Annotated in this window: 22 protein-coding genes; 19 read left to right on the top strand and 3 right to left on the bottom strand. The window is 60.3% G+C overall.

Annotated elements, in window-relative coordinates:
• The first annotated feature begins 924 nt into the window (after positions 1-924).
• The 18 genes from FP2506_RS17415 to FP2506_RS17330 all read left to right on the top strand — a co-directional run bounded on the left by FP2506_RS17415 (position 925) and on the right by FP2506_RS17330 (position 17874).
• Positions 925-2376 carry a TolC family protein gene (locus tag FP2506_RS17415; RefSeq protein WP_007068927.1) on the top strand — a complete coding sequence of 484 codons (1452 nt, stop codon included), beginning with the start codon at positions 925-927 and terminating at the stop codon, positions 2374-2376.
• A 41-nt stretch (positions 2377-2417) separates the two neighbouring features.
• Positions 2418-3806 carry a multicopper oxidase family protein gene (locus FP2506_RS17410; RefSeq protein WP_040490323.1) on the top strand — a complete coding sequence of 463 codons (1389 nt, stop codon included), beginning with the start codon at positions 2418-2420 and terminating at the stop codon, positions 3804-3806.
• 50 nt (positions 3807-3856) lie between these two features.
• Positions 3857-4345 carry a cupredoxin domain-containing protein gene (locus FP2506_RS17405; RefSeq protein ID WP_040490322.1) on the top strand — a complete coding sequence of 163 codons (489 nt, stop codon included), beginning with the start codon at positions 3857-3859 and terminating at the stop codon, positions 4343-4345.
• 35 nt (positions 4346-4380) lie between these two features.
• On the top strand, positions 4381-4767 hold the full coding sequence (locus FP2506_RS19105; RefSeq protein ID WP_007068924.1) for a hypothetical protein: 387 nt from the start codon (positions 4381-4383) through the stop codon (positions 4765-4767).
• 33 nt (positions 4768-4800) lie between these two features.
• Positions 4801-5085, top strand: a complete 285-nt coding sequence (locus FP2506_RS17395) for a copper-binding protein (protein ID WP_007068923.1) — start codon at positions 4801-4803, stop codon at positions 5083-5085.
• Positions 5086-5140: 55 nt separating this feature from the next.
• The gene (locus tag FP2506_RS17390) at positions 5141-5869 is read left to right on the top strand and encodes a L,D-transpeptidase (protein WP_244404345.1); all 729 of its coding nucleotides are present in this window, start codon (positions 5141-5143) and stop codon (positions 5867-5869) included.
• A gap of 128 nt (positions 5870-5997) precedes the next feature.
• A complete protein-coding gene (locus FP2506_RS17385; protein WP_244404343.1) occupies positions 5998-7272 on the top strand; it encodes a multicopper oxidase family protein in 1275 nt (424 codons plus the stop codon).
• A gap of 11 nt (positions 7273-7283) precedes the next feature.
• Entirely contained in the window at positions 7284-7697 is a 414-nt protein-coding gene (locus FP2506_RS17380; RefSeq protein ID WP_007068920.1) for a c-type cytochrome, read from the top strand.
• A 48-nt stretch (positions 7698-7745) separates the two neighbouring features.
• On the top strand, positions 7746-8375 hold the full coding sequence (locus FP2506_RS17375) for a hypothetical protein (RefSeq protein ID WP_192841592.1): 630 nt from the start codon (positions 7746-7748) through the stop codon (positions 8373-8375).
• Positions 8376-8563: 188 nt separating this feature from the next.
• Positions 8564-8902 (top strand): NADH-quinone oxidoreductase subunit A, encoded by a 339-nt coding sequence (locus tag FP2506_RS17370; RefSeq protein ID WP_007068918.1) that lies wholly within the window; start codon positions 8564-8566, stop codon positions 8900-8902.
• Entirely contained in the window at positions 8893-10110 is a 1218-nt protein-coding gene (locus FP2506_RS17365) for a hypothetical protein (protein ID WP_148227726.1), read from the top strand. Before FP2506_RS17370 ends, FP2506_RS17365 begins: the two co-directional genes overlap by 10 nt.
• Positions 10107-11027 carry a complex I subunit 1 family protein gene (locus FP2506_RS17360; protein ID WP_040490316.1) on the top strand — a complete coding sequence of 307 codons (921 nt, stop codon included), beginning with the start codon at positions 10107-10109 and terminating at the stop codon, positions 11025-11027. Before FP2506_RS17365 ends, FP2506_RS17360 begins: the two co-directional genes overlap by 4 nt.
• Positions 11018-11617 (top strand): NADH-quinone oxidoreductase subunit J family protein, encoded by a 600-nt coding sequence (locus FP2506_RS17355; protein ID WP_007068915.1) that lies wholly within the window; start codon positions 11018-11020, stop codon positions 11615-11617. Before FP2506_RS17360 ends, FP2506_RS17355 begins: the two co-directional genes overlap by 10 nt.
• Positions 11618-11629: 12 nt before the next feature.
• Positions 11630-11935, top strand: a complete 306-nt coding sequence (gene nuoK / locus FP2506_RS17350; protein ID WP_007068914.1) for an NADH-quinone oxidoreductase subunit NuoK — start codon at positions 11630-11632, stop codon at positions 11933-11935.
• 3 nt (positions 11936-11938) lie between these two features.
• A complete protein-coding gene (locus tag FP2506_RS17345) occupies positions 11939-13894 on the top strand; it encodes an NADH-quinone oxidoreductase subunit 5 family protein (RefSeq protein ID WP_007068913.1) in 1956 nt (651 codons plus the stop codon).
• A gap of 3 nt (positions 13895-13897) precedes the next feature.
• The gene (locus FP2506_RS17340) at positions 13898-15400 is read left to right on the top strand and encodes a complex I subunit 4 family protein (protein ID WP_007068912.1); all 1503 of its coding nucleotides are present in this window, start codon (positions 13898-13900) and stop codon (positions 15398-15400) included.
• A 1-nt stretch (position 15401) separates the two neighbouring features.
• A complete protein-coding gene (locus FP2506_RS17335; RefSeq protein ID WP_007068911.1) occupies positions 15402-16817 on the top strand; it encodes an NADH-quinone oxidoreductase subunit N in 1416 nt (471 codons plus the stop codon).
• 211 nt (positions 16818-17028) lie between these two features.
• Positions 17029-17874, top strand: a complete 846-nt coding sequence (locus FP2506_RS17330) for a DUF6692 family protein (protein ID WP_040490337.1) — start codon at positions 17029-17031, stop codon at positions 17872-17874.
• A gap of 396 nt (positions 17875-18270) precedes the next feature.
• Here the strand turns inward: FP2506_RS17330 and FP2506_RS17325 are convergent, their stop codons facing one another.
• The 3 genes from FP2506_RS17325 to tnpA are packed head-to-tail and all read right to left on the bottom strand — an operon-like array spanning position 18271 to position 20654.
• Complete coding sequence (locus FP2506_RS17325; RefSeq protein ID WP_007068908.1) at positions 18271-19803, bottom strand: IS66-like element ISFpe1 family transposase; 1533 nt, start codon at positions 19801-19803, stop codon at positions 18271-18273.
• A 60-nt stretch (positions 19804-19863) separates the two neighbouring features.
• A complete protein-coding gene (gene tnpB / locus FP2506_RS17320) occupies positions 19864-20220 on the bottom strand; it encodes an IS66 family insertion sequence element accessory protein TnpB (RefSeq protein ID WP_040490314.1) in 357 nt (118 codons plus the stop codon).
• On the bottom strand, positions 20217-20654 hold the full coding sequence (gene tnpA / locus FP2506_RS17315) for an IS66-like element accessory protein TnpA (RefSeq protein WP_202814207.1): 438 nt from the start codon (positions 20652-20654) through the stop codon (positions 20217-20219). The genes tnpB and tnpA overlap by 4 nt, the downstream gene beginning before the upstream one ends.
• Before the next feature lie 267 nt (positions 20655-20921).
• Here tnpA and FP2506_RS17310 point away from each other — a divergent pair, with 267 nt between their 5' ends.
• Positions 20922-21353 carry an ion channel gene (locus FP2506_RS17310; protein ID WP_007068905.1) on the top strand — a complete coding sequence of 144 codons (432 nt, stop codon included), beginning with the start codon at positions 20922-20924 and terminating at the stop codon, positions 21351-21353.
• Positions 21354-21393 lie beyond the last annotated feature (40 nt).

The following is a 21393-nucleotide window of genomic DNA, read 5'->3' as shown; positions in this document are numbered from 1 at the left end:
TTTGGTAGGCAAGTGGTAGGCAAGTTACGGTTCAGCCCGACAGCAGTATGGTTGCTTTTATGCAATGAAGTTGCGGCCGTGGTGTAACGAACACAGAGCTCCACCCGAATGCAATGACGACCTTGTAGAAATTTTCGCGAACGTCTAGATACATGCGTATGAGACGGTGTTTGGCATTGTTGGCTCGTGCATCGCTTGCGATATTGCTTTTCGCAAGCGTCTATGCCTCTGCGTCTAACCATTCGCAGGCCCTTGAGGCGGAATTTTCCGCCGTCGAAGCCGCAGTATCTTCTCTGAATCTCGCGCACGACGGTGCATCTGGCCACTCGAAAAGCTCTGAGTCGAAAGATCACCATCCAAAAGGCACGTCGCACTGTGTTGTACAGTGCGTTTCTGGCATTGAGAGCCAGCATGATGTTTCGGCAGTGTCTATCGCTTACAAAGACGCAGCGTATGTTGAAGGCTCTAGGACCATTTTCGGTGTAGAGCCTGCCGCCGACGATCGGCCCCCTCGAGTATAACCGCACTTGCGGCTTGGTTTAAGCTGCATGACGTTCTGACTCTGTCAGTACGTCTGGGAAGCGTCGCACTTATCCATTTCTGCGGATAGTTGCGTCGATAGATCGGCAATAACCTGCTCTTGTAGATGAGCACAGCTTCTCGCGGTAGATTTCTCATGAAAAAAATAGCGCTCGGCGTAACCCTTACGGGTTTCGTCATGGCTAGCTGCGCGCCTGCACCTCGCGGTTTGCCGGACGTATTTGCCATACCTCCCGCTGCGGACCCTCAAAATCCATCGCCGACTGTCCAGAGCACGGCGGTCATAGGCTCTTACACTCCTCGATCGGTCACTGAGCCACGTGGCTGGCGCAACAGCGGTGTTCCGCTCGAAGCCATTCCCTCGACAAGCCAGGAGGCAGGGCAATGAAGCGCAGTCTACTAATTTCCGGTGTCATAACGCTGCCACTTCTCATCAGTGGGTGCGTCTCGGCGACCGAGGATTTCGAGACAGATCTGGGCTTTGCGTCTGTCTCAAGCCAAACGGCCCAACGCCTTGGAAAAGAGACCGTCTGGATCCAAAGCCAGGCGCAGGCGAAATCTGCTCAGGAACGTGTGGCGAGGCTCTTGAAACCCAAATACGTGGGCGTCGATGCTGCGATTCAGGTGGCACTCCTTAACAACAAGTCGCTGCAGACTTCCTATGCGGATGTAGGCCTCTCAGTTGCCGACCTCTGGCAGGAGGGACTGCTCCAAAATCCAAGCTTGTCCGTTGGATATAGCGGGATCGGCATCGCACGATCCGTCGAGGGACTCATCGCTGCCAACTTGATGAGACTTTTGACACGAGAACGGCGGCTGGATGTTGCAGAAGTGCGTGTGCTGCAGGCACAGCTACGCGCGGTCGACGCAACGCTTGCTCTCGCGATGGAAACTCGCCGCGCATGGATCGACGCAGCATCTGCCTGGGAGGCCGTGTCCTACCTCAACAGGGCGAAAGTCGCAGCCGACGCAGCCGCAGAATTGGCTCTCGAGCTTGGAAAAACAGGCGCACTCCCGAAAGTCGATCAGGCGCGTGAACAAGCGTTCTATGCCGAACTGACAGCTCAGACTGCCGAGGCAAGGCTTGCGGCGAAACTTGCGAAAGAACGTCTCTACAAAGTCATGGGCGTATGGGGGCAGAACCTCAAATTCGAGGTGCCGAACGCGCTTCCGCCACTCCCAGGTTCCTTAAAATCCTATAAGGCCATCGAAGCTGAAGCATTACGCAACCGCGTCGATCTTCAAGTCGCTCGTCTGGAGTTGGAAGCGCTGGCCCGCTCGTACGGCCTCACGACCGCAACGCGATACCTCTCCGACCTTGAAATCTCGGCTGGCATATCGGTCGAGGAGGAGATCGAGGAGGCCGAAGATGGGAGTGAGACGTCAACCAATGTCGTTTCCGGCTCGGGCGAAATTGGCCTAGAGATTCCAATCTTCGATAGTGGACAGGCGCGTCTTCGAAAAGCGGAATTCCAGTACCTGAAGGCTGCGAACCAGCTTGCAGCCAAAGCTGTCGACATCCGGTCAGATGCTCGGGCTGCATTTCAAGCCTATCGTGGACGCCATGATATTGCCCGCCACTATCGCTCGAATGTTGTTCCTATTCGAACGACAATCGAAGAAGAAGCGCTCTTGACATATAACGGAATGATCACAAATACTTTTGATCTTCTTGCCAACACACGTCGAAAAATTGCCGCAATACTAGCATCTGTTGATGCAAAGCGGGAATTTTATCTTGCCGATGCTGATCTGATGGCGGCTGTCTACGGTGGGGGGGAGAGCACTCCCGACGCGGACGCCGAGACAGAAATCGCGGATGCCGGCGACGAGTGACGTCACTCGGAATCTCAACCACGTCCTGAATGGAGAACATAATGGTTTCTCGACGTCAGCTTTTGGGTGCTGGCGTAGCACTTGCGGGTGCTACAGCATGGTCCAGAACATCGGCGATGGGGTTACCCGAGGCCCCGATCATGGAGAGTGCGGCGACGCAGCCGCCGGTCCATCCGAGCGAGGGGCCGCATTACAATCCTGTCGTTACCCTCAACGGCTGGTCGCTGCCCTTCCGCATGAACGGCAACGTCAAGGAGTTCCACCTCGTCGCAGAGCCCGTCGAGCGCGAGATGGCCGAGGGCATGACCGCCTATCTCTGGGGCTACAACGGCCAGTCGCCCGGTCCGACGATCGAATGCGTCGAGGGCGACCGGGTGCGTATCTTCGTCTCCAACAAGCTTCCCGAACACACGACGATCCACTGGCACGGCATGATCCTGCCCTGCGGAATGGACGGCGTTGCCGGTTTGACCCAGCCGGCAATCCCATCCGGAAAAACCTTCGTCTACGAGTTCGACGCCGTGAAGAGCGGCACCTTTATGTACCACCCGCATGGCGACGAGATGGTGCAGATGGCGATGGGTATGATGGGCATGTTCATCATTCACCCCAAGGATCCGACCTTCATGCCGGTCGACCGGGACTTTGTGTTCATGTTGTCGGCTTACGACATCGACCCCGGCTCGTATCTGCCACGCGTCATGGAAATGACCGACTTCAACATGTGGACGATCAACAGCCGCATTTTCCCAGATGTGGCGCCGCTGGTCGCCGCAACTGGGGACCGGGTGCGAGTCAGGGTCGGCAACCTCACCATGACCAATCATCCGATTCACATGCACGGGTACGATTTCGAGGTGACGTGCACGGACGGCGGATGGGTGCGGCCTGAGGCACGCTGGCCAGAGGTTTCAATCGACATTCCTGTCGGCGCCATGCGGGCCTACGAATTCGATGCGGTTTATCCCGGCGATTGGGCGCTTCATTGCCACAAGTCGCACCACACCATGAATGCCATGGGGCACGAAGTTCCGACGTTCATCGGCGCGAACAAGGCGGAGGTCGCAAAGAAAATTCGCCAGGTTCAGCCGGAGTATATGCCGATGGGTACCAAGGGTATGGCGGACATGGCCGAGATGTCGATGCCGCTCCCCGACAACACCATTCCAATGATGACCGGCTGGGGCCAATTTGGCTCGCTCGAGATGGGCGGCATGTTCACCGTTATGAAGGTTCGCGACGGGCGCGAAGCTGGCAACTACGAAGATCCGGGCGACTACGAGCATCCGCCAGGAACGGTGGCTTACGAATGGACCGGGGCACTGGCCGCGGCCCCCACGGCCCCTGCTGGAAGCGCGGATGGATCAGCCTTTCGAAAATCGGATGTCCGCCAGATCAAGATGTCGGGCAGCGACCATTCCGGCCACTAGAAGCCGGAACTGAACAGGGAATTCTCAAGAAACTCAGGAGAAAGATTATCATGAGAACTTTTGTTGCGGCTCTCTCTATTGGTGCCGCCGCCCTCCTTGCCCTTCCAGCTTATGCAGCGGGAAGCCATTCTGGGGGCCACGACGACGAGATGGCCATCGGCAAACCAGGCGAAGCGGCAAATGTGGCGCGGACCATTAAGGTTGTGATGTCGGAAAACGACGACGGAGCGATGCTGTTTTCGCCTGCGGCCATTCAGGTCAAGGCGGGCGAAACGGTTCGCTTCAAGATCGTAAACGACGGCGAAACCGCACATGAATTCGTCATGGATTCCATGGATGAAATTCAGGAGCATATGGCTCTGATGGAGAAATTCCCCGAGATGGAGCATGCGGATGCAAACGCGATCCGTCTTGAACCGGATAATTTCGGCGAAATCATCTGGAGCTTCACCAAACCGGGAAGCTTCGAGTTCGCCTGCCTTATTCCTGGACACTACGAGTCCGGAATGCACGGTCCGCTGACCGTCGCTTCGAAGTAACGAATCTTAACACCGGTCAAGCAAGGGAAAGACAAATGCGCATCCTTATTACCGCTACTCTGGCAACCATGATTGCGTCCACAGCGAGCTACGCCGCTGGTCTCGTTCCGGGTTCGGAAGCTGGAATTGTTGCCCATGAAACGGCAGAACGCATGGCCGTTACTCGAGGAGGCCATGTTGCAGCCGGCAGTGCCGATCACACGATCCTGCAGCATGGGACGCAAACCTTCGGCTATTCGGATTCTGCGACTGTCATTTCCGACCATAACCTAATCCCTGGGTCGGAAGCTGGTCTGGAACGTTCGCAGGAGAAATCACGTCGAAGGGTGGCAAGCGACAAGTATCACAATCAGGCTCCGGTCGCCGAGACGCAGTTAGGACGAAGGTCACTGGTGCCTGGCACGGAAGACCGTTCGCAGTAATGCGCACCAAGCGAATCCTGAAAGGACTTTCTAATGAAAACGATCATCAAACTCGCTTTCGCGGCAATCATCGCAGCCTCGGCGGCAATGCCTGCAATGGCAGCTGAGTTTACCGCTGGCACCATACAGAAGGTCGACACCAAGGCGAAGAAGATCACGATCAAGCATGGTCCTCTGACAAACCTCGACATGCCAGGGATGACGATGGTGTTTTCGGTCGCCGATCCTGCAATGCTCGAAAAGGCCAAAGAGGGCAGCAACATCCAATTCATCGCCGACCGGGTTCGCGGCAAGTTGACTGTTGTCGAAATGAAATGACGAAGAGGCGCTCCGCTCTCCGTAGCGGAGCGCCCTTCGAATGGAGAGTTAAATTTTGCCTTTTACGCGCAGGACAGCCTTGACGGGTTTAGGATTACTGGCCCTCGGCGGATGTACGTCTGCAAACAGAATCGCCGCCTCTGCCCCGCCTCGCAGTCGACCGCGACTTCAGAACGCCACGTCGGGTTCTTGGACCTATCCGACCTATTACGGCCCGATCTATTCAGAGCCATTTACCATTCCTGCCGTTCCCCCGGGGGTCGTCGCCCCGCAATATTGGAGGCAGCTCGTCGATGATCCGACTGGAGAGCAGCCGGGCACACTCGTGGTCGATCCGGACGAGAAATATCTTTATCTGGTTCAAGAAGGAGGTCAGGCTCTGCGCTATGGCATTGGTGTCGGCCGACAAGGCTTTTCGTGGTCGGGCTCTGCGCGCGTCCAATACAAGAAGCAATGGCCCACTTGGACGCCCCCACGGGAAATGATTGAGCGGCAGCCTGAATTGGAGCCGTATTCCGCGGCAAACGGCGGGATGCCGCCAGGTCTCTCGAACCCGCTTGGCGCCAGAGCACTTTATCTTTTCCAGGATGGAGTCGACACGCTTTATCGAATTCATGGTTCGCCAGAGGCCAATTCGATCGGTCGAGCCGTTTCATCGGGATGCATTAGGCTTCTTAATCACGAAATCATCGATCTCTACAGCCGCGTCCCGGATGGAACATTGGTCAAGGTCAGACCATCCAGGCGTCAGATCGAGACGAGTTCTGTGATGGCCGCCCTATGAAGTTACCTCGAAGGGCCTTCTTGGCAGGGGCTGGAGCCGTCATCAGCCAGAAAGCCTTCGGTCGCGTTATTGACCTATCGAAGGAAAACGGGACTGCCCGTGTCTTGACGGCGCGCCGAGCTTCAGCCTTGATTCTTCCGTCCGATCTCGCTTCGCCGACGCCGATCTGGGGCTTCGACGGTACCGTGCCCGGGCCTGTCCTAAGAACAATGGCCGGGGAGCGGCTCAGCGCCGTCGTCGAGAATGGCCTCGACCAGCCGACCAGCGTCCACTGGCACGGCATCCGCATTGACAACGCGATGGACGGCGTGCCGGGCCTCACGCAGGAGGCGATCGCGCCCGGCGGCCGCTTCGTCTACGACTTCGAGGCGCCCGATCCCGGCACCTACTGGTATCATTCGCACGACCGCTCCTGGGAGCAGAACGCCCGCGGCCTGCACGGCGCGCTGATCGTTGAGGAAGCCGAGCCCTGGGAGGGTGCCGACCGAGACCTCGTTCTTCTCGTCGACGACTGGCGCCTCGCCGAGGACGGCTCGATCGACGACAGCTTTGGCCAGATGATGGACTGGAGCCATGGCGGGCGTCTCGGCAACTTCGTCACCGTGAACGGCCGTTCCAAGCCGCGGATCGAGGTGAGGCCCAACGAGCGTATCCGCGTGCGGCTGATCAACGCCGCCAATGCGCGGATCATGGAACTGGGACTGCCGGGAACGCGTACATGGCGCCTCGCCCTCGACGGTATGCCGGTGCCGCTCGTCGAGGAGAATGAGCCGGTCTGGCTGGCGCCTGCCCAGCGAACCGACCTCCTCGTCGACATCCTCGACGACGAAACGCCGAAAACGCTGGTTCTCCATACCAATGGCGGCCCGTTCGAGATCGCGGAATTCGCGGTTACGGGCGAGCCGGTGCGCGCCTCTTTCCCCGAAGCCATCGGCCTGCCGCGGTCGGGTCCGTCCCTGCCGGACGACCTTTCCGACGCCGTTCGGGCCGAACTCCTGATGGAGGGCGGTGCGATGGGTGGGATGGCCGGAGCCATGCACAAGGGCCGGATGATGGACACCCGCTCTCTCGTCGGCAAGGGCTATGTCTGGGCCTTCAACGGCGTCGCCGACGACAGGGGCAAACCGCTTGCCCGCTTCGCGAAGGGCCAGACGGCCGTCATCACGATCCGCAACGAGACCGGCTGGCCCCATGCGATGCACGTGCACGGCCATCATTTCCGGGTCCTGACGCGCAATGGCGAGCCGACGGGCGATGTCGCCATGCGTGACACCACGCTGACGGTGCCCGACGAGACCATCGAAATTGCCTTCGTTGCCGACAATCCGGGCAAATGGCTGCTTCACTGCCACATGCTGGAGCACTCGGCCTCCGGCATGATGACATGGTTCGAAGTGGCCTGAGCAGAGCAGAGATGAACATCAGCAAGACAACACTCGCCGCAGCCATCGGCGCCGTCGCCGTCGGGGCGTTCCTGATCTGGCGGGCGACGTCACCCGGCGATGCAGCCGCCGACCACATCGACGACGTGACCGTCCCTGAACTATCGGCGCAAGCTGCTTATGGCGAAGATCTTTTCAAAGAGAATTGCGCCGCGTGCCACGGCGAGAACGCTGGCGGAAGCGAGCAGGGCCCGCCGCTGATCCATCGCATCTACGAGCCGAACCATCACGGCGACCAGGCCTTCCTCATCGCTGCGACGCAAGGAGCGCGCGCCCATCATTGGCAGTTCGGAAACATGCTGCCGGTCGATGGGATCACGCCTCGCCAAGTTCGAGACATTGTCGCCTATGTGCGAGAAGTCCAGAAAGCCAACGGCGTCTTTTGATCGCCTTTACCATGAGGGCTTGAAATGAAATCTAGATTATTCGTTCTGATGCTAAGTGCTGTCGTCGTTTCAGCATGCTCAGCCACACAACCGGCAAGCTACGACAACTCTCTTGCATTCTCGAATGCCGCTGGAGGCGTGGAGAACGCGGTTCGGTTTACTCCCTACTCCGGTACGAGCGCTGTCGGGTTATTGGAGAAACCCTATTTTGTCTCATTCCGAGCTAGAAACGCAGAAAGCTATGGACATTCCTTTGTTGCGTTTGGCGAACGCGACTCCAATGGCAATATTCCCTACGATCGATCTGGTGTGCTGATCCAGTCGATGACGGAGATTGCGGGGCTTCATCCCGCCTCGACGAGCGACGTTCCGTACTCGATCGGCCATGTCGTGCCTGTGCCGTCTGAGACAGGTCCTTCGGATGGTGATACAGAAATTGCTTACCTTCAAAACGAGCTGACGATTGCACTTTCTCCAGGTGAATACAGAAAGCTATACTCGTTCATAAAGGACCTTCAGTCATCTCGCCCACTTTGGCATGCCGTTGCCTACAATTGCTCTTCATTCACGAACGAGATTGCATCATATATGGGGCTCGACACGGCAAATCACATTCTTTTTCCGACTAATTACATCGAAGCATTAAAGAAGAAAAATCCGAATGCGCGAACATTGTAGTATATCTTATTGTCTGGAACTCCTTCTGGTAACTACATTAGAGAGCAAAAAGAGGCCGTGTATGATGCACAGCTAACGAGTACATCGTTTTTTTCATCTATCTGCATAGTGCCTGTTCACATCCTCGCTCTAGATCCGCGTTAACTGAACGCGGATTGCAATTGCTGAACTCGATTGAGGTTTTGCGCATGGAGATCGTTCCTTGGGTCTTCTTAATCGGAATCCTGTCGGTGTTGTGCATCCGAGGAGTCCACGGCGTCCGACATTCGGCAACGGCACCTCAACAGCTTCCTTTCCTCGGAGGCGGAACGCCTGACACCCATGCCTGGCAGCGCTATCACATTCGCTACTACTCCATGACGCTGCTCTTTATCGCCTTCGAGATGGAGATGATGTTCATGTATCCTTGGGCTGTCGTCTTCGTCGAAGAAGGCGGGATGGCGATGATGGAGATGGGTATGTTCCTGGCGATCCTCTCCATCGGCATCGTCTATGCTTGGCGCGAGGGCGTATTCCGGTGGCAGTGAGTGTGCTTTCGAATTGGGCTGGCGAAGCACCAGTGGCGGTCTTCGTCGCGATCGGCGAAGGGATGCGCGACCGGCTCGAACGTCTCTTCAATGATGCGCGTTTCGTTCGCGCGGCGAGCCCGCGCCATGCCGCGATCTTCCTGATCGCGGGGCGCATGCGGCTGGAAGACCGCGAGGATCTGCGCCGCCTGCACGACCAGATGCCGCATCCTCGAGTAACGCTCCTCTGGAATGCTGAAGTGGGCGAAGCACTGGGGGACGCGGAAGTCTTTACCGGCAGCACTCTCGAAGTCGACATAGAAGCAAGCGAAGCGGGGCGCTCGGACGATGCAGTGCGCGACCGTCTCGAGAAGCTTTGGCAAGAGCTGGCCAGCGGCGAGCGGTCAAGCGAGCCGGACCTTTTGCACGACGAGCCGCCCAACTCCTGGGAGGGCATTGGCCCCCATGGCCAGGGCGGCCAGGGCATGATGGGTGGTACGCCCTATGGCCGACCTATGGCGATGACGTCCGATGATTTGAGGGACGGCCTCGCGCTGGACCTCTACACGGCGCGATTTGGCCCTTTCCTGCCGATGTTCCCGCCGGGTTTGCTTCTGGAAATGACGCTTCAGGGCGACGTGATCCAGTCCGTCAAGGTGGTGCGGCCACCGCTCTCGCAGGCTGGGGGGAACGATGTTCCGGCAGCGCTCTTGCGGCTTGCCCGGCTTCTCGACGTTCTCGGCCTGCCGGTACTCGGCCAACGCGCCCGGCTTGCAGCAGTGGGCGGTGCGACTTCCGTGCCGCTCGAAAAGCTCAGTCGTGCCATCCATTGGGCTGGCGCTACGCTCGCCATCCCCCGCGGGCTCGGTGCGGTCGAAGGGTACGGCGACACGCGCACTCGTTTTGCGAATCTTGTGTCCGTCGCGAACGGTTTTTCGCCTGCGATGTGGCCCGGACTAACGAGATCGGCGCATCTTTCTTCGATCCTACCCGGCCTTGAATGGTCAGAAGCCATGCTAGTCCTGAACAGTTTCGACGACGAAACTCTGTCCACGCTCGCTGCCATCGTGGAGGGGGCTGACGAGGACCGTGACGGCCACGACCATGATAGCGGTCATATGCACCATGACCACGGAGGCCCTCACGACCATGACAGGCATCAGGGACATGGCGGCCGCGGCTCGCATCTGGGGAACGACTATCACGGCCGCCATGGAGGCCACGCATGATGGAGCTCATTGCCGCCCTGCTTCTCCTCCTCTTCCTTTCGGTCGGCTTCGCCGGAGCGGCACTCGTCGACGGCATGCTGCCCGCGTTTCTCGCGGGGCAATCCCGCCCATCCTGGCGTCGGCCGATCGCGGACGCCGCGCGCCTGCTCCAGACCCAGCGCATCCGCACCGAGGCCCCTGACGCGCTGCTCTGGTTTCTCGCGCCCGTCCTTTATCTGGCGCTGGCGATCATCGGCCTCGCGGTCATTCCCTTCGGCCCGGGTCTCGTTACTATCCCGAGCGAGGTCGGCATCGTGGTCTGGGGCAGCTGCGAGGCGCTGACCATCGTTGCGGTCTTCATGTTCGGCTGGTCGGCCAATGCGCCACTGCCACTAATCGGGGCCTATCGCTATGTGGCGATCGCCCTGCCGGCGATGCTTCTCTCCATGTTCGTGTTGATCGGCGCGGCGCTGCCGGCGGAATCTCTCGGCTTCACGGAAATCGTCGAGGCGCAGCGCAGGGTCTGGAATGTCGTGCGCCAGCCGGCGGGCCTGATCCTCTTCCTGATGCTCGGCCTTGCCATCAGCCTGCGCGGGCCCTTCGACTATGCCGATCCAGCCGACCTCGCCGGCGGCACGACGGCGGACGTCTCCGGTCCGATGGTTCTCGCCTGGAAGATCGCCCGGCTCACGATGCTTGTTTCGGTCTCGGCGGTCACGGCCACGGCCTTTCTCGGCGGTTATCTCGGGCCGCTCCTGCCGGGCTTCGTCTGGCTTCTCCTGAAGACGGCGTTGATCCTTGTCGTCCTCGTTGGCGCCGGCAATTTCTTCGCCCGCATGCCGCCGGCCCGCATGATGAGCGTCATCTGGACGATGCTCTTGCCACTGTCCTTCCTCATGCTTCTGGCCGTCGGAGTGGAGTTGCTGCTATGGGGCTGACCGATCTGCTCTTCCTCGCCCTTTCGGCAGTCGCGATCCTCTCCGGCTGGCGGGTCTTCGCCACTGATTCGATGGTGCGCGCTTCCTTCCTCCTGCTCCTCTCCTTTGTCGCGGTGGGTCTGATCATCGTCATGCTCGCTGCCCCCTATATCGGCGTTGCGACCGTCTTCATGATGGCGGTCGAGATGATGGTTATGGCCCTCTTCATGGTCATGTTCATGATGAACCCGGCCGGGCTCAACCCAATGATGATGGTGCATCAGCACCGCTTCTCGATCGTCGCCGGCGTCCTCGCCTTCGCCGGGCTGACGGCCGCGATCCTCTTCACGAGCTTTCCGAAGATTCCCGTCGATCCTTCGACGCCAGTCGTCCACGATCTCGGCATCGAGCTTCTCGGGCCCTCCATGCTGATCTTCGAGACCGCCGGGGTGACGCTGCTCGCCACCATGATCGGCTCGGTGATCCTTTCCTCGCGCTCGGGCCGCTTCGGCATGGCGGATCAGGGCTCCAGGCCGCCAGGCCTCGAACCGGACGGCGAACCCGCCGGACGCCAGCCCGAAGCGGGCAACGGTCATCATCACCATCATTAGGAGACCGACCCGTTGACGCTCGCCACCGTCCTCATCGTCGCTGCGGCCCTTATCGGTATCGGGCTCTATGGCGCCCTGTCGCAGCAGAGCTTCGTCATGCTGATGATGGGGCTCGAACTGATGCTGAATGGCGGGCTTCTTGCCGTCATAGGCCTTTGGGCGAACACAATGGGCGGCGCGCCGGAGGGCCAACTTCTAGCGATCATCATCATGGCGGTGATGGCCGTCGACATGGCGATCGGCTTCGCGTTGGTAACGGCTGTCTATCGCAAGCGACAGGCGGACGTGACCGAAAGCCTCACAACGATGAAGCACTGATCGATGGCCTTCGTCCTCCCCCTCCTGCCGATCCTCTTCGCCATCGCGACGGCCTTCGCGCCAAGCGGTGTTGGCCGACGCCAGCGCCTCTGGCTAACAAGTCTCGCCGTTGCGGCCATGACGCTGACCGCATCCGTCGCCGTCTTCGGCGCGGCGGGCGGATGGACCGGGCGTATCGCCTGGCACGAACCGCTCGGCCTGACGGCCGCGCTGCCGCCGCTCGCAGGCGCGATGGCGGTCCTCGTGCCGCTGATCGCGCTGCCCGTCCTTGCCTATGCCGCCTTTCACGAGGAAGCCCAAGGCCTCCAAAGGCTTCTCGCCATCCTCCTCGTCTTCGTCGGCGGCATGGAGCTTCTGGTCGTCGCGGCGGATTTCCTGACGCTTCTGATCGGCTGGGAGCTGGTCGGCGTCTGCTCCTATCTCCTGATCGCCCATGAATGGCACGAGCGGGAGAACGCCGCCTCCGGCCTCTACGCCTTCCTGATGACGCGCTTCGGCGATCTCGGCCTCTTCGCCGCCGCCATGGCGGTCTTCGCGACCACTGGCTCTTTCTCCTATGGCGGCCTTGGCCACATGGAAGGCGGGCCAGCGGCGGTCGCAGGCTTTGGCCTTCTGATGGCCGCCGCCTCGAAATCCGGCCAGATCCCCTTCGCGCCTTGGCTCTTTCGGGCGATGGCGGGGCCGACCTCTGTCTCCGCACTCCTCCATGCCGCAACCATGGTCGCCGCCGGGGCCTTCATCCTGCTTCGCCTTGAGCCCTTTCTCGCCTCGGTGCCGGGTCTGTCCGGCGCGATCATCGCCGTTGGCGCAGCGACCGCTCTCTCGGGTGGCATCGTGGCGCTCCTCCAGACCCATGCGAAACGCCTGCTCGCTGCCTCCACCTCGGGCCATTACGGCCTGATGTTCGTGGCCGTCGGCGCAGGCTATCCGGCCGTCGCCTTCCTACACCTTACCGCCCATGCCGCCTTCAAGGCGCTGCTATTCCTTGCCGCCGGTCTCGCCCATGAAAAGACCGGTAGCTACGACCTTTCGACCATGCGTCTCGGCCGCGCTCTGCCGCTGGCGGGGCTTCTGACCCTGATCGGTACCTTGTCGCTCGCCGGCCTGCCGCCGCTCGGCGGGGGCTGGACCAAGGAGGCGGTGGTGACCGCGGCCGAGCATTGGAGCGTCTGGGCCACCGGCTCGGTGATCCTCGCTGGGGCGCTGAGCGCTGCCTATGCGGCCCGCTTCCAGCTCTCCGCCTTCGGCCTGCTCGAGATAAAGGATGGGGACAATGAAGATGAGGGCGAAACCGCACCGCTCTGGCCTCAGACCCGCGCCCGGCAGATCGAGATAGGCGCAATGGCGCTCCTCGCTATCTTCATTCTGGTCACCTCGCTGCTCTGGCTTCCGCCGGTCCGCATGAGCGCCGAAGAGCTCCTGCAGGCAGCCCTTCCGCAAGCAAGCGTCGCGACGCTCATCCTGTCTCTTGTCGCCGTCGGTTTCGGCCTACTCATCGGCACGCTGATCGCGCGGCAATACCGCACCCTCGGCGCTGATGGTCCCGCCGCCGAGGCGGCCCACTGGCTCGGCCTGCCGGCGTTGATCGATGCCGCGATCACGAGGCCGGTCCTCTGGCTGTCACGGGTGGCCGCCAAACTCGACGACCGCCTCATCGACGGCGCCGTCCGGTTTCTTGTGCTCGGCGGTCGAAGCGCCTCTTGGGTCCTGCGTCAGACGGGCGAGGCCGGCGCGGAAGGCTTCGTCACCCAGGCCACCAACCTCGTCGGAAGCCTGTCGCGCACGACGTCCCGCTTCGGCGAATGGCTGACCGATGGTGTCGTCGAGGGCCTCTTGCTCACCGTTGGTCAGAGCGGGCGCGACGCGCGTCGGCTCCAGACCGGCCTCTCCCACCATTACTACGCCATCGCCACGCTCGGCGGCGGCGCGGCGATCATCCTCCTGCTGAGCCTGTCCTGATCCATGCTGACGCTCTCGATCCTCATCCCGCTTCTTGCTTCGCTCGGCCTGTTCGGCTGGTCAAATGTCACGAAGGAGAAAGCCCGCCTCGTCGCCCTCGGCGCGTCTACCCTGTCTTTTCTCTGCCTGATCATCGTCTGGATCGGCTTCGACACCGGGTCGGAGGCGCCGGCCTTCCAGTCGGTCGCCGAAGTCGGCTGGATCGATGCGCTGGGGGTTGCCTGGCGAGTGGGTGTCGACGGCATGTCGCTCGCCGTCTCTTTGATGAGCGGTCTGCTCTTTCTCTGCTCGATCGCCTGGCCGGCGGAGACCAAGGGCCGGGCGCGGCAATATTACGGATGGTTCCTATTCCTGCAGGGCGTCTCGCTCGGCTTGTTCCTCTCGCTCGATCTTTTGGTCTTCTACGTCTTCTTCGATCTGACGCTGGTCGGCATGTATTTCCTGATCGGCCGCTGGGGGCATGATCAGGCGGAATACGCGGCGCTGAAATTCTTCGTCTATACGCTTGCCGGCTCGCTCGCGATCCTGCTTGCGATCCTTGGCCTCGTCCTCGCCAACGGCACGCTCACCTTCGACATCCGCGAGCTGATCGCTGTTCAGCCGCTTGGCGGAACGGACCTTCGCTCGAGCCTGATCCTCTTCGGCTTCCTCGTCGGCTTCGCCATCAAGACGCCGCTCGTGCCGTTCCATACCTGGCTACCGCTCGCCCATGTGGAGGCACCGGGGCCGGCCTCTGCCGTACTCGCGGGTGTCCTTCTGAAGATGGGCACCTACGGCATGGTGCGTATTCCCTTCCAGATGATGCGCGAGACTTTCGCAGCCTATGCTTTTCCGTTGGCGATCGTCGCCCTGGTCGCGATCCTTTGGGGCTCGCTCGTCGCCCTTGCCCAGACAAACCTGAAACGCCGCATCGCCTACACTTCGGTCAATCACATGGGCTACACCGTGCTCGGCATTGCCGCCGCCGGCGCGATGATCGGCAGCGAAAGCGTCCGGACGCTTGCCCTCTCCGGCGCGGTGACGGAGATGGTTGCGCACGGTCTGATCACAGGCGCGCTGTTCCTGATCGCCGGCAGCTTCTATACCCGCGCCGGCACCTATGATCTCTCCCGCTTCGGCGGCCTCGCTCGCCTCACACCGCTGCTGATGGTGGCCTACTTCCTCGCCGCTTTCGCGAGTTTCGGCCTGCCGGGCCTCGCCGGGTTCGTCGCCGAATTCCAGATCTTCGCCGGCAGCTTCGGCGTCTATCCGATCGTGGCCGCGATCGGCCTTCTGGGCCTCGTCATCACCGCCGCGCTCTTCCTGATGATGGGACAAACCATCTTCTTCGGCGAGACAAAACCCGAAATCGCCGCGATCAAGGACCTTAAACCCGCCGAGATCTGGCCCCTCGCCGTGCTACTCGTTCTTGTCGTCCTCATCGGCATTGCGCCCGGCTGGCTCCTCGACCTGATCCAGACCGGCTCGGCCTTCGCACCGTTCAAGACCGGGGGCGGGCCGCAATAGCATGATGCCGATCGAAGATGTCCTGCCGGAGATCACCGTCCTGGTGACGGCCGTTGCCATTGTGCTCCTCGCAAGCTTCCTGCCGCGAAGGCTTCAATGGGTTAACGCGCCCGTTGCGCTCGCCGGCCTTGCGACCGCCACACTGCTCCTCCTCCCTCAGGTGAATGGCGAAGCGCGGGCGACCTTTTCGGATACCTACGCGCTGGACATGGCGAGCATCGGGGGCCGCCTGCTTATCCTCTTCGCGACCGCCGTTACCGTGCTCCTCTCCCCGCGCTGGTTCGCGACTGATCAGCGGCATGGCGAGTTCTACGCCATGCTCCTCTTCTCGGCCCTCGGCGCGATGGTCCTCGCCGGAGCGCTTGATCTTCTCTTCGTTCTGATCGGCGTGCTCCTCTCCTCGGCGACGGGTTACGTTCTCGCCGCCTATCACCGGGACTGGGCACTCTCCTTAGAAGCGGGCATGAAATATTTCCTCGTCGGCGCGCTGGCCAATACCGCGCTGGCGCTGGGGGCGACCTTCCTGATCGGCATGCTCGGCGGCCCCGGCTTCGGCGAGATGGCGGCCGCGCTTTCCGCGGGTAGGGCCTCTCCACTTCTCCTCGTCGGGCTTGGCCTCGTCACTATCGGTATGGCCTATAAGCTTGGCGCCGCGCCCGCTCATGCCTGGCTTCCTGATGTCGCCGAAGGCGCGCCAGCGCCCTCGGCCGCCTTCCTCACCGTCGTCCCGAAGATCGGCGCGGCGATCGCGCTTGCCCGGCTCGTTTCCCTGTTTCCGGAAACGGACTTCGCCATCCGCTCTCTTATCGCTGCACTTGCCGTTATTACTATGACCCTCGGCAACCTCGCAGCGCTGTGGCAGGACGACATGCGCCGGATGCTCGGTTGGTCCTCGGTGAGCCAGGCCGGCTATCTCCTGATGGCGGTCACTGTTACAAGTCTGACCGATCACGCGATTCCTGCTCTTGTTACGTTCCTGTTTGGCTACGCCGCCGCCAATCTTACCGCCTTTGCTGCTATCACCCATCTGCGTGGCCGTACCGACCGGGGCAACTATGGGGGGCTCTTGAAGACCGCGCCGCTCCCCGCGATTGCCCTCATTGTCGCCTTCCTCTCCCTCGTCGGAATCCCCCCTCTCGGCGGGTTCGTCGGCAAGCTGGAGCTGTTCCTGGCGACGATAGACGGCGGCTATGTCTGGCTGGCAATTGCAGCTCTCGTGAACACTGTCGTTTCACTTGCTTATTATCTTCGCTTCGTAACGCCAATGGTTTTGGGACCACCATCGGAAAACGTCTTCCAGCTCGGATCATGGTCTCGTGTGGCCACGACAGTCGCCCTCGTTGCGACCATCGCAATCGGACTGTTTGGCCAATTGATACTTGGCCCTGTCACGGGCAGCGTATTTCTGCCAACGTAAACAGAAACATAGCAGGGACTTAGGAACTTCTGATATCGCCACGAAAAAATACTTTTATCCGTATCTATTGATGTTTTGAAATCATTTGAATTGCCTTGTATATAGATTACATATTATTTTCTCTATAAGTCACTACGACAAATTTCGAGTTTAAACAACTGTCAACCAAATGAAAAGGGGAAATCAGGTGTCATACTGGCGCTTCGCAGCGATGATCGCAACATCAACTGTCGTTATGCTCGGCTTGATGTACCTGAACACGTATTTGCCTGAGCACGTGTTCTACAGCGAGACACGCGTCTACATGGCAATCATGATGGGCGGCGTTATGGCGTTTATCATGCTGGGCTTCATGCTCTCGATGTACTCCAGCAGGACTATCAACGCCCTGATCTTCATAGGATCGGTGCTGGTCGCCGGTTTTGCTCTGTGGCTCGTCAGGAGCCAGATCACGATCGGAGACCGCTCGTACATGAAGGCGATGATCCCGCATCACTCGATTGCCATCATGACCTCGTCACGAGCCAACATTAAAGATCAACGCGTGCGGAAACTTGCCGACGAAATCATTTACGCGCAGGACAAAGAAATCGCGGAAATGCGATATCTCATCGCCGACATCGATCGATCGGGCAGGAAGGCAGGCAGGAACCCGAAAAAGCCGGCGCAGATGACGAATGTTGAAGAAGCCCTCGCGACACCGGAAACCGCGACGCTCGATGCCGAATTCCTGACTGAAGCTGAAATTAAAAGAGCGTTCTCAAACGGCGGCACCTGCAGTTTCCGTTATACCTCGCAAAGCGATCCATCTTATGTCGTTTCGGTCGCGGACGATCAGGCCTCAGGTGTGGTGAAGATCAGTGGCGACCTTGTTCGCCTCCAAGGTGACGACGCAACATCAATGTCTTCAGAAGATCTCGTCATCGGTCTAACACCGGTCGAGGAGGGCATGAATCTCACTGAAGCGATCGGAACGACGATCGAGGCGGATATGGTTCTGGCGATCGGCGAAGATCTCGAGGTTGGATACCGCGGGTATCTCGAATGCCCGCTCTGAATCTCTCTGGACTGAAGCGGGCACCATGATCTTCGACGTATCCTCGGTCGGTGGCCAGCAGAATGCCGATGATCCGGATCACGGCGCGTACCGACACTTGAAGGGTATACGTCCGAACATCGAAGCGCTCCCGCGCATCATGGCGACATACCTTTAGTTCTTAGGTTGGGAATCGTCACTCTATTCAGGTCTTAAGTCTTGGATCGAGGGGCTAGCCGACATATGCCATTCCGGTGGTGTTGCGCGGGAAAGGCTCGCCTGCGCAGTCGAGCCAGAGAGTGTATGAACTAGCGATCCATGCGGCGCCTGCGGCTGCTAAATCCTGCCATCACGAGGAAAACAAATCGCCTCGCCGTTCAGAGCCGAGGGAGGTCAATCTGTTCGTAAGCGTCATCCTCAGGCCACCGCGGTGAGATCGACTTTCGGCTTGAATGTCCACGGCATGAGGTCGTCGATCGCGCTGTTGGGATGGCCGTCGACGATGCAGGTGATGACGGCGCTGAGATAGGCGTACGGATCGACGTCGTTTAGCTTGCAGGTCTCGATGAGCGAGGCGACGACGGCCCAGTGCCGGGCACCGCCGTCGGAACCGGCGAAGAGCGCATTCTTGCGCGTCAGCGCCAATGGGCGGATCGAGCGCTCGACGGTGTTGTTGTCGATCTCGATCGTGCCGTCACCGGCGAACCGGCAAAGTCCCTCCCATCGTGACAGCGCATATCGGATCGCCTCGGCGAGCTTCGTCTTCTGGCTGATCAGGGCGAGCTTCTCGCGCAGGAAGGCTTCCAGCGCGTCGAGGAGTGGCAGGCTTTTCTCCTGCCGAACTTTCCGACGCTCGTCAGGAGACCGGCCGCGGATGGTGGTCTCGATCTGGTAGAGCGCGGCGATGCGCTTCAACGCCTCCGTCGCGATCGACGCAGGTCCATTGGCGGCGAGTTCATAGAACCGCCGACGGACATGCGCCCAACAGAAGGCTAGACGCACCTGTCCCTTCTCGGCGAGCGCCTTGTAGCCGCTATAGCCATCGACCTGCAGGATGCCGTTGAAGTCCTGTAAATGCTCGGTGGGGCGCACCGCCTTTCGGTCCGGCGCGTAGATGTAGGCGACCGCCGGCGGATCATCGCCGCCGAAGGGACGATCGTCGCGGGCATAGGCGAAGAACTGGCCGGTCTTGGTCCGACCGCGCCCGGGATCGAGGACTGGCGCAGTCGTTTCGTCGGCGAAGAGCTTGGTGGACGCCTTCAAGTGGCCGAGAAGCCGCTCGTGGATAGGCCTGAGCAGGAAGGCCGCCCGTCCAACCCAATCCGCGAGCGTCGATCGGTCGAGCCGCACGCCCTGGCGGGCATAGATCTGCGCCTGACGATAGAGCGGCAGGTGATCGGCGTATTTGGAGACCAGGACCTGCGCTACCGTCGCCTCGGTCGGAATGCCGCCCTCGATCAATCTGTTCGGTGCAGGTGCCTGAACGACGACGCCCTCGCAGGCCCGGCAGCCGTAGCGCGGCCGCCTTGTCACAAGAACACGGAACTGGGCGGGCACGATGTCGAGCCGCTCGGCGACATCCTCGCCGATGACGTGGAGCCAATGCCGGCAGCACGGACAGGACTTGTCCTCGATGTCGACGACGGTCTCGATCCGCGGCAGATGGGCCGGCAGAGAACCGCGGTTCGCCCGGCGCTTCGCCGCCCGTTCGGTCTTTCGTTCTGGATCGGCGCTTTCAGCCTCGGCCTCTTCGACGGCAACGCCTTGCTCGACGTCTTCGAGACCGAGAAGAAGCTGGTCCTCGGGCAGCGTCTCGGCCCGGCGGCCGAAGCGATGGCGCTGCAATTCCTTGATGATCTGCTCAAGACGCTCGGACCGCACGCGCTCGGCGATCAGCATCGCCTTCAGCGTGCCGGGATCGTCGGGAAGTGCTTCGAGAGCAGTGGCCATGAACCGAAGAGAATCATAATCTCGCGCCTTCGGCGAGAGATTTATCGGCGTCGATGCCGATCAGCTCACAGCTTCGGGCACCCGTGTCGTTCGGGCCTCGTGAACGCGGCGCCAGTCCAGACCTTCGAGAAGCGCGGAGAGCTGTGCGGCTGTCAGCCGAATGACGCCGTCCGTGATCGCAGGCCATTTGAACGCGCCGTCCTCGAGCCGCTTTGCAACGAGAACCAGACCGGTGCCGTCCCAGAAGATCAGCTTGATCCGGTCGGCGCGTTTGGCTCGGAAGACGTAGATCGTACCGCCAAAGGGATCGGCCGCCATCGTCTCGCGCACAAGGGCGGCGAGACCCTCGGCGCCTTTGCGGAAGTCGACGGGCTTCGTCGCGACCATAACGCGAACGGCGCCGCTTGGCCCGATCACGCGCTTCCCTTCAATGCGTCGATCACTGCCGCGATCGTTTTTGCGTCGGCACCCTTGGCGATCTTCACCGCGACGCCGTCGATCTCCAGTTCGACCGCCGGGATCGCCTTGCCGGACGAGCGTGACCGTTTCCGCTTCGCGCGAGGCTTCTTCTCGATGATGGAAGGCTCGACGATTGCCGGCACGAATGCCGGTTCGGTCGCGGTCGCATCGGACTTCACAAGAGCCGTCTCTCGCAACTTGCGCCGCCAGGTGAAGAGTTGCGAATGGCTCAGTCCGTGACGCCGGGCAACGGCACAAACGCTTTCCAAGCCGGAATAGCTCTCGGCGACGATCGCCGCCTTCTCTTCGTCGCTCCAGTCGCGCCGCCGTCCTGCGCCCGTGAAGACCTCGAACCGCCGAACTGGCTTAGTGCCAGCATCAGCACATGACATCGACATAGCTCCAAGCCTCTACCTCGCATGAAAGGCTCGGAAACTCGCTGGCTACGCCGCAATCAGCAAGGTGGGGTGACGGCAACGCTTACATCTGTTCCCTCTATAGCAACATCTAAACCAAGCTGCTTCTTGCTGGATCGTGAGTACGAGGTGCGATCGGCGGACGATCCACTATCAATTTGCTACAGAAGAGGTTCTCGCCATCATGAATTGCTTTCGTAGGATCTTTCGCGAGACTGGAACGCTGAACAACAGGGGACTGACATGACTTTGGTGGCTTTTGCGACGGGACTTTCTCTCGTGCTCATTCTCGGCATGATTCATCATGTCGGGGTCTTAACGATCGTCCGAGTGGCACCTAATTTCAGGGCCTCAGGGCATGCACCGATCATGATTACGTTCACATGCCTCTTGATACTTCATTCGTTCGAAATACTTTCATTCGCCCTCGTGCTGGCCGCACTGCTGGAAATCAACGGTTTTGGAGATCTCGGGGGCACCTTTTCCGGTACATGGGAAGGGCTTATCTATTTCTCTGGAATGAGCTTCGTGACCCTCGGCTTTTCCGATATAAAAGCTCTCGGTCCAATTCGCCTCGTTGCGATGTTCTTCTCCCTCGGCGGATTCATGGTCCTCACTTGGTCTGCGACCCTACTCTACTCGATCTGCAGCAAGATTTGGCAACAAGATAGTTAGCGTCGGCAAAATGGCACTGCGCGAACTCATCGAAGAAGAA

Origin of the sequence: Fulvimarina pelagi HTCC2506 (assembly GCF_000153705.1) — a bacterium.
GTDB classification, from domain to species: Bacteria; Pseudomonadota; Alphaproteobacteria; order Rhizobiales; family Rhizobiaceae; genus Fulvimarina; species Fulvimarina pelagi.
The sequence above is the reverse complement of the archived record's forward strand: the minus strand, read 5'-3'. Positions and strand labels throughout refer to the sequence as shown.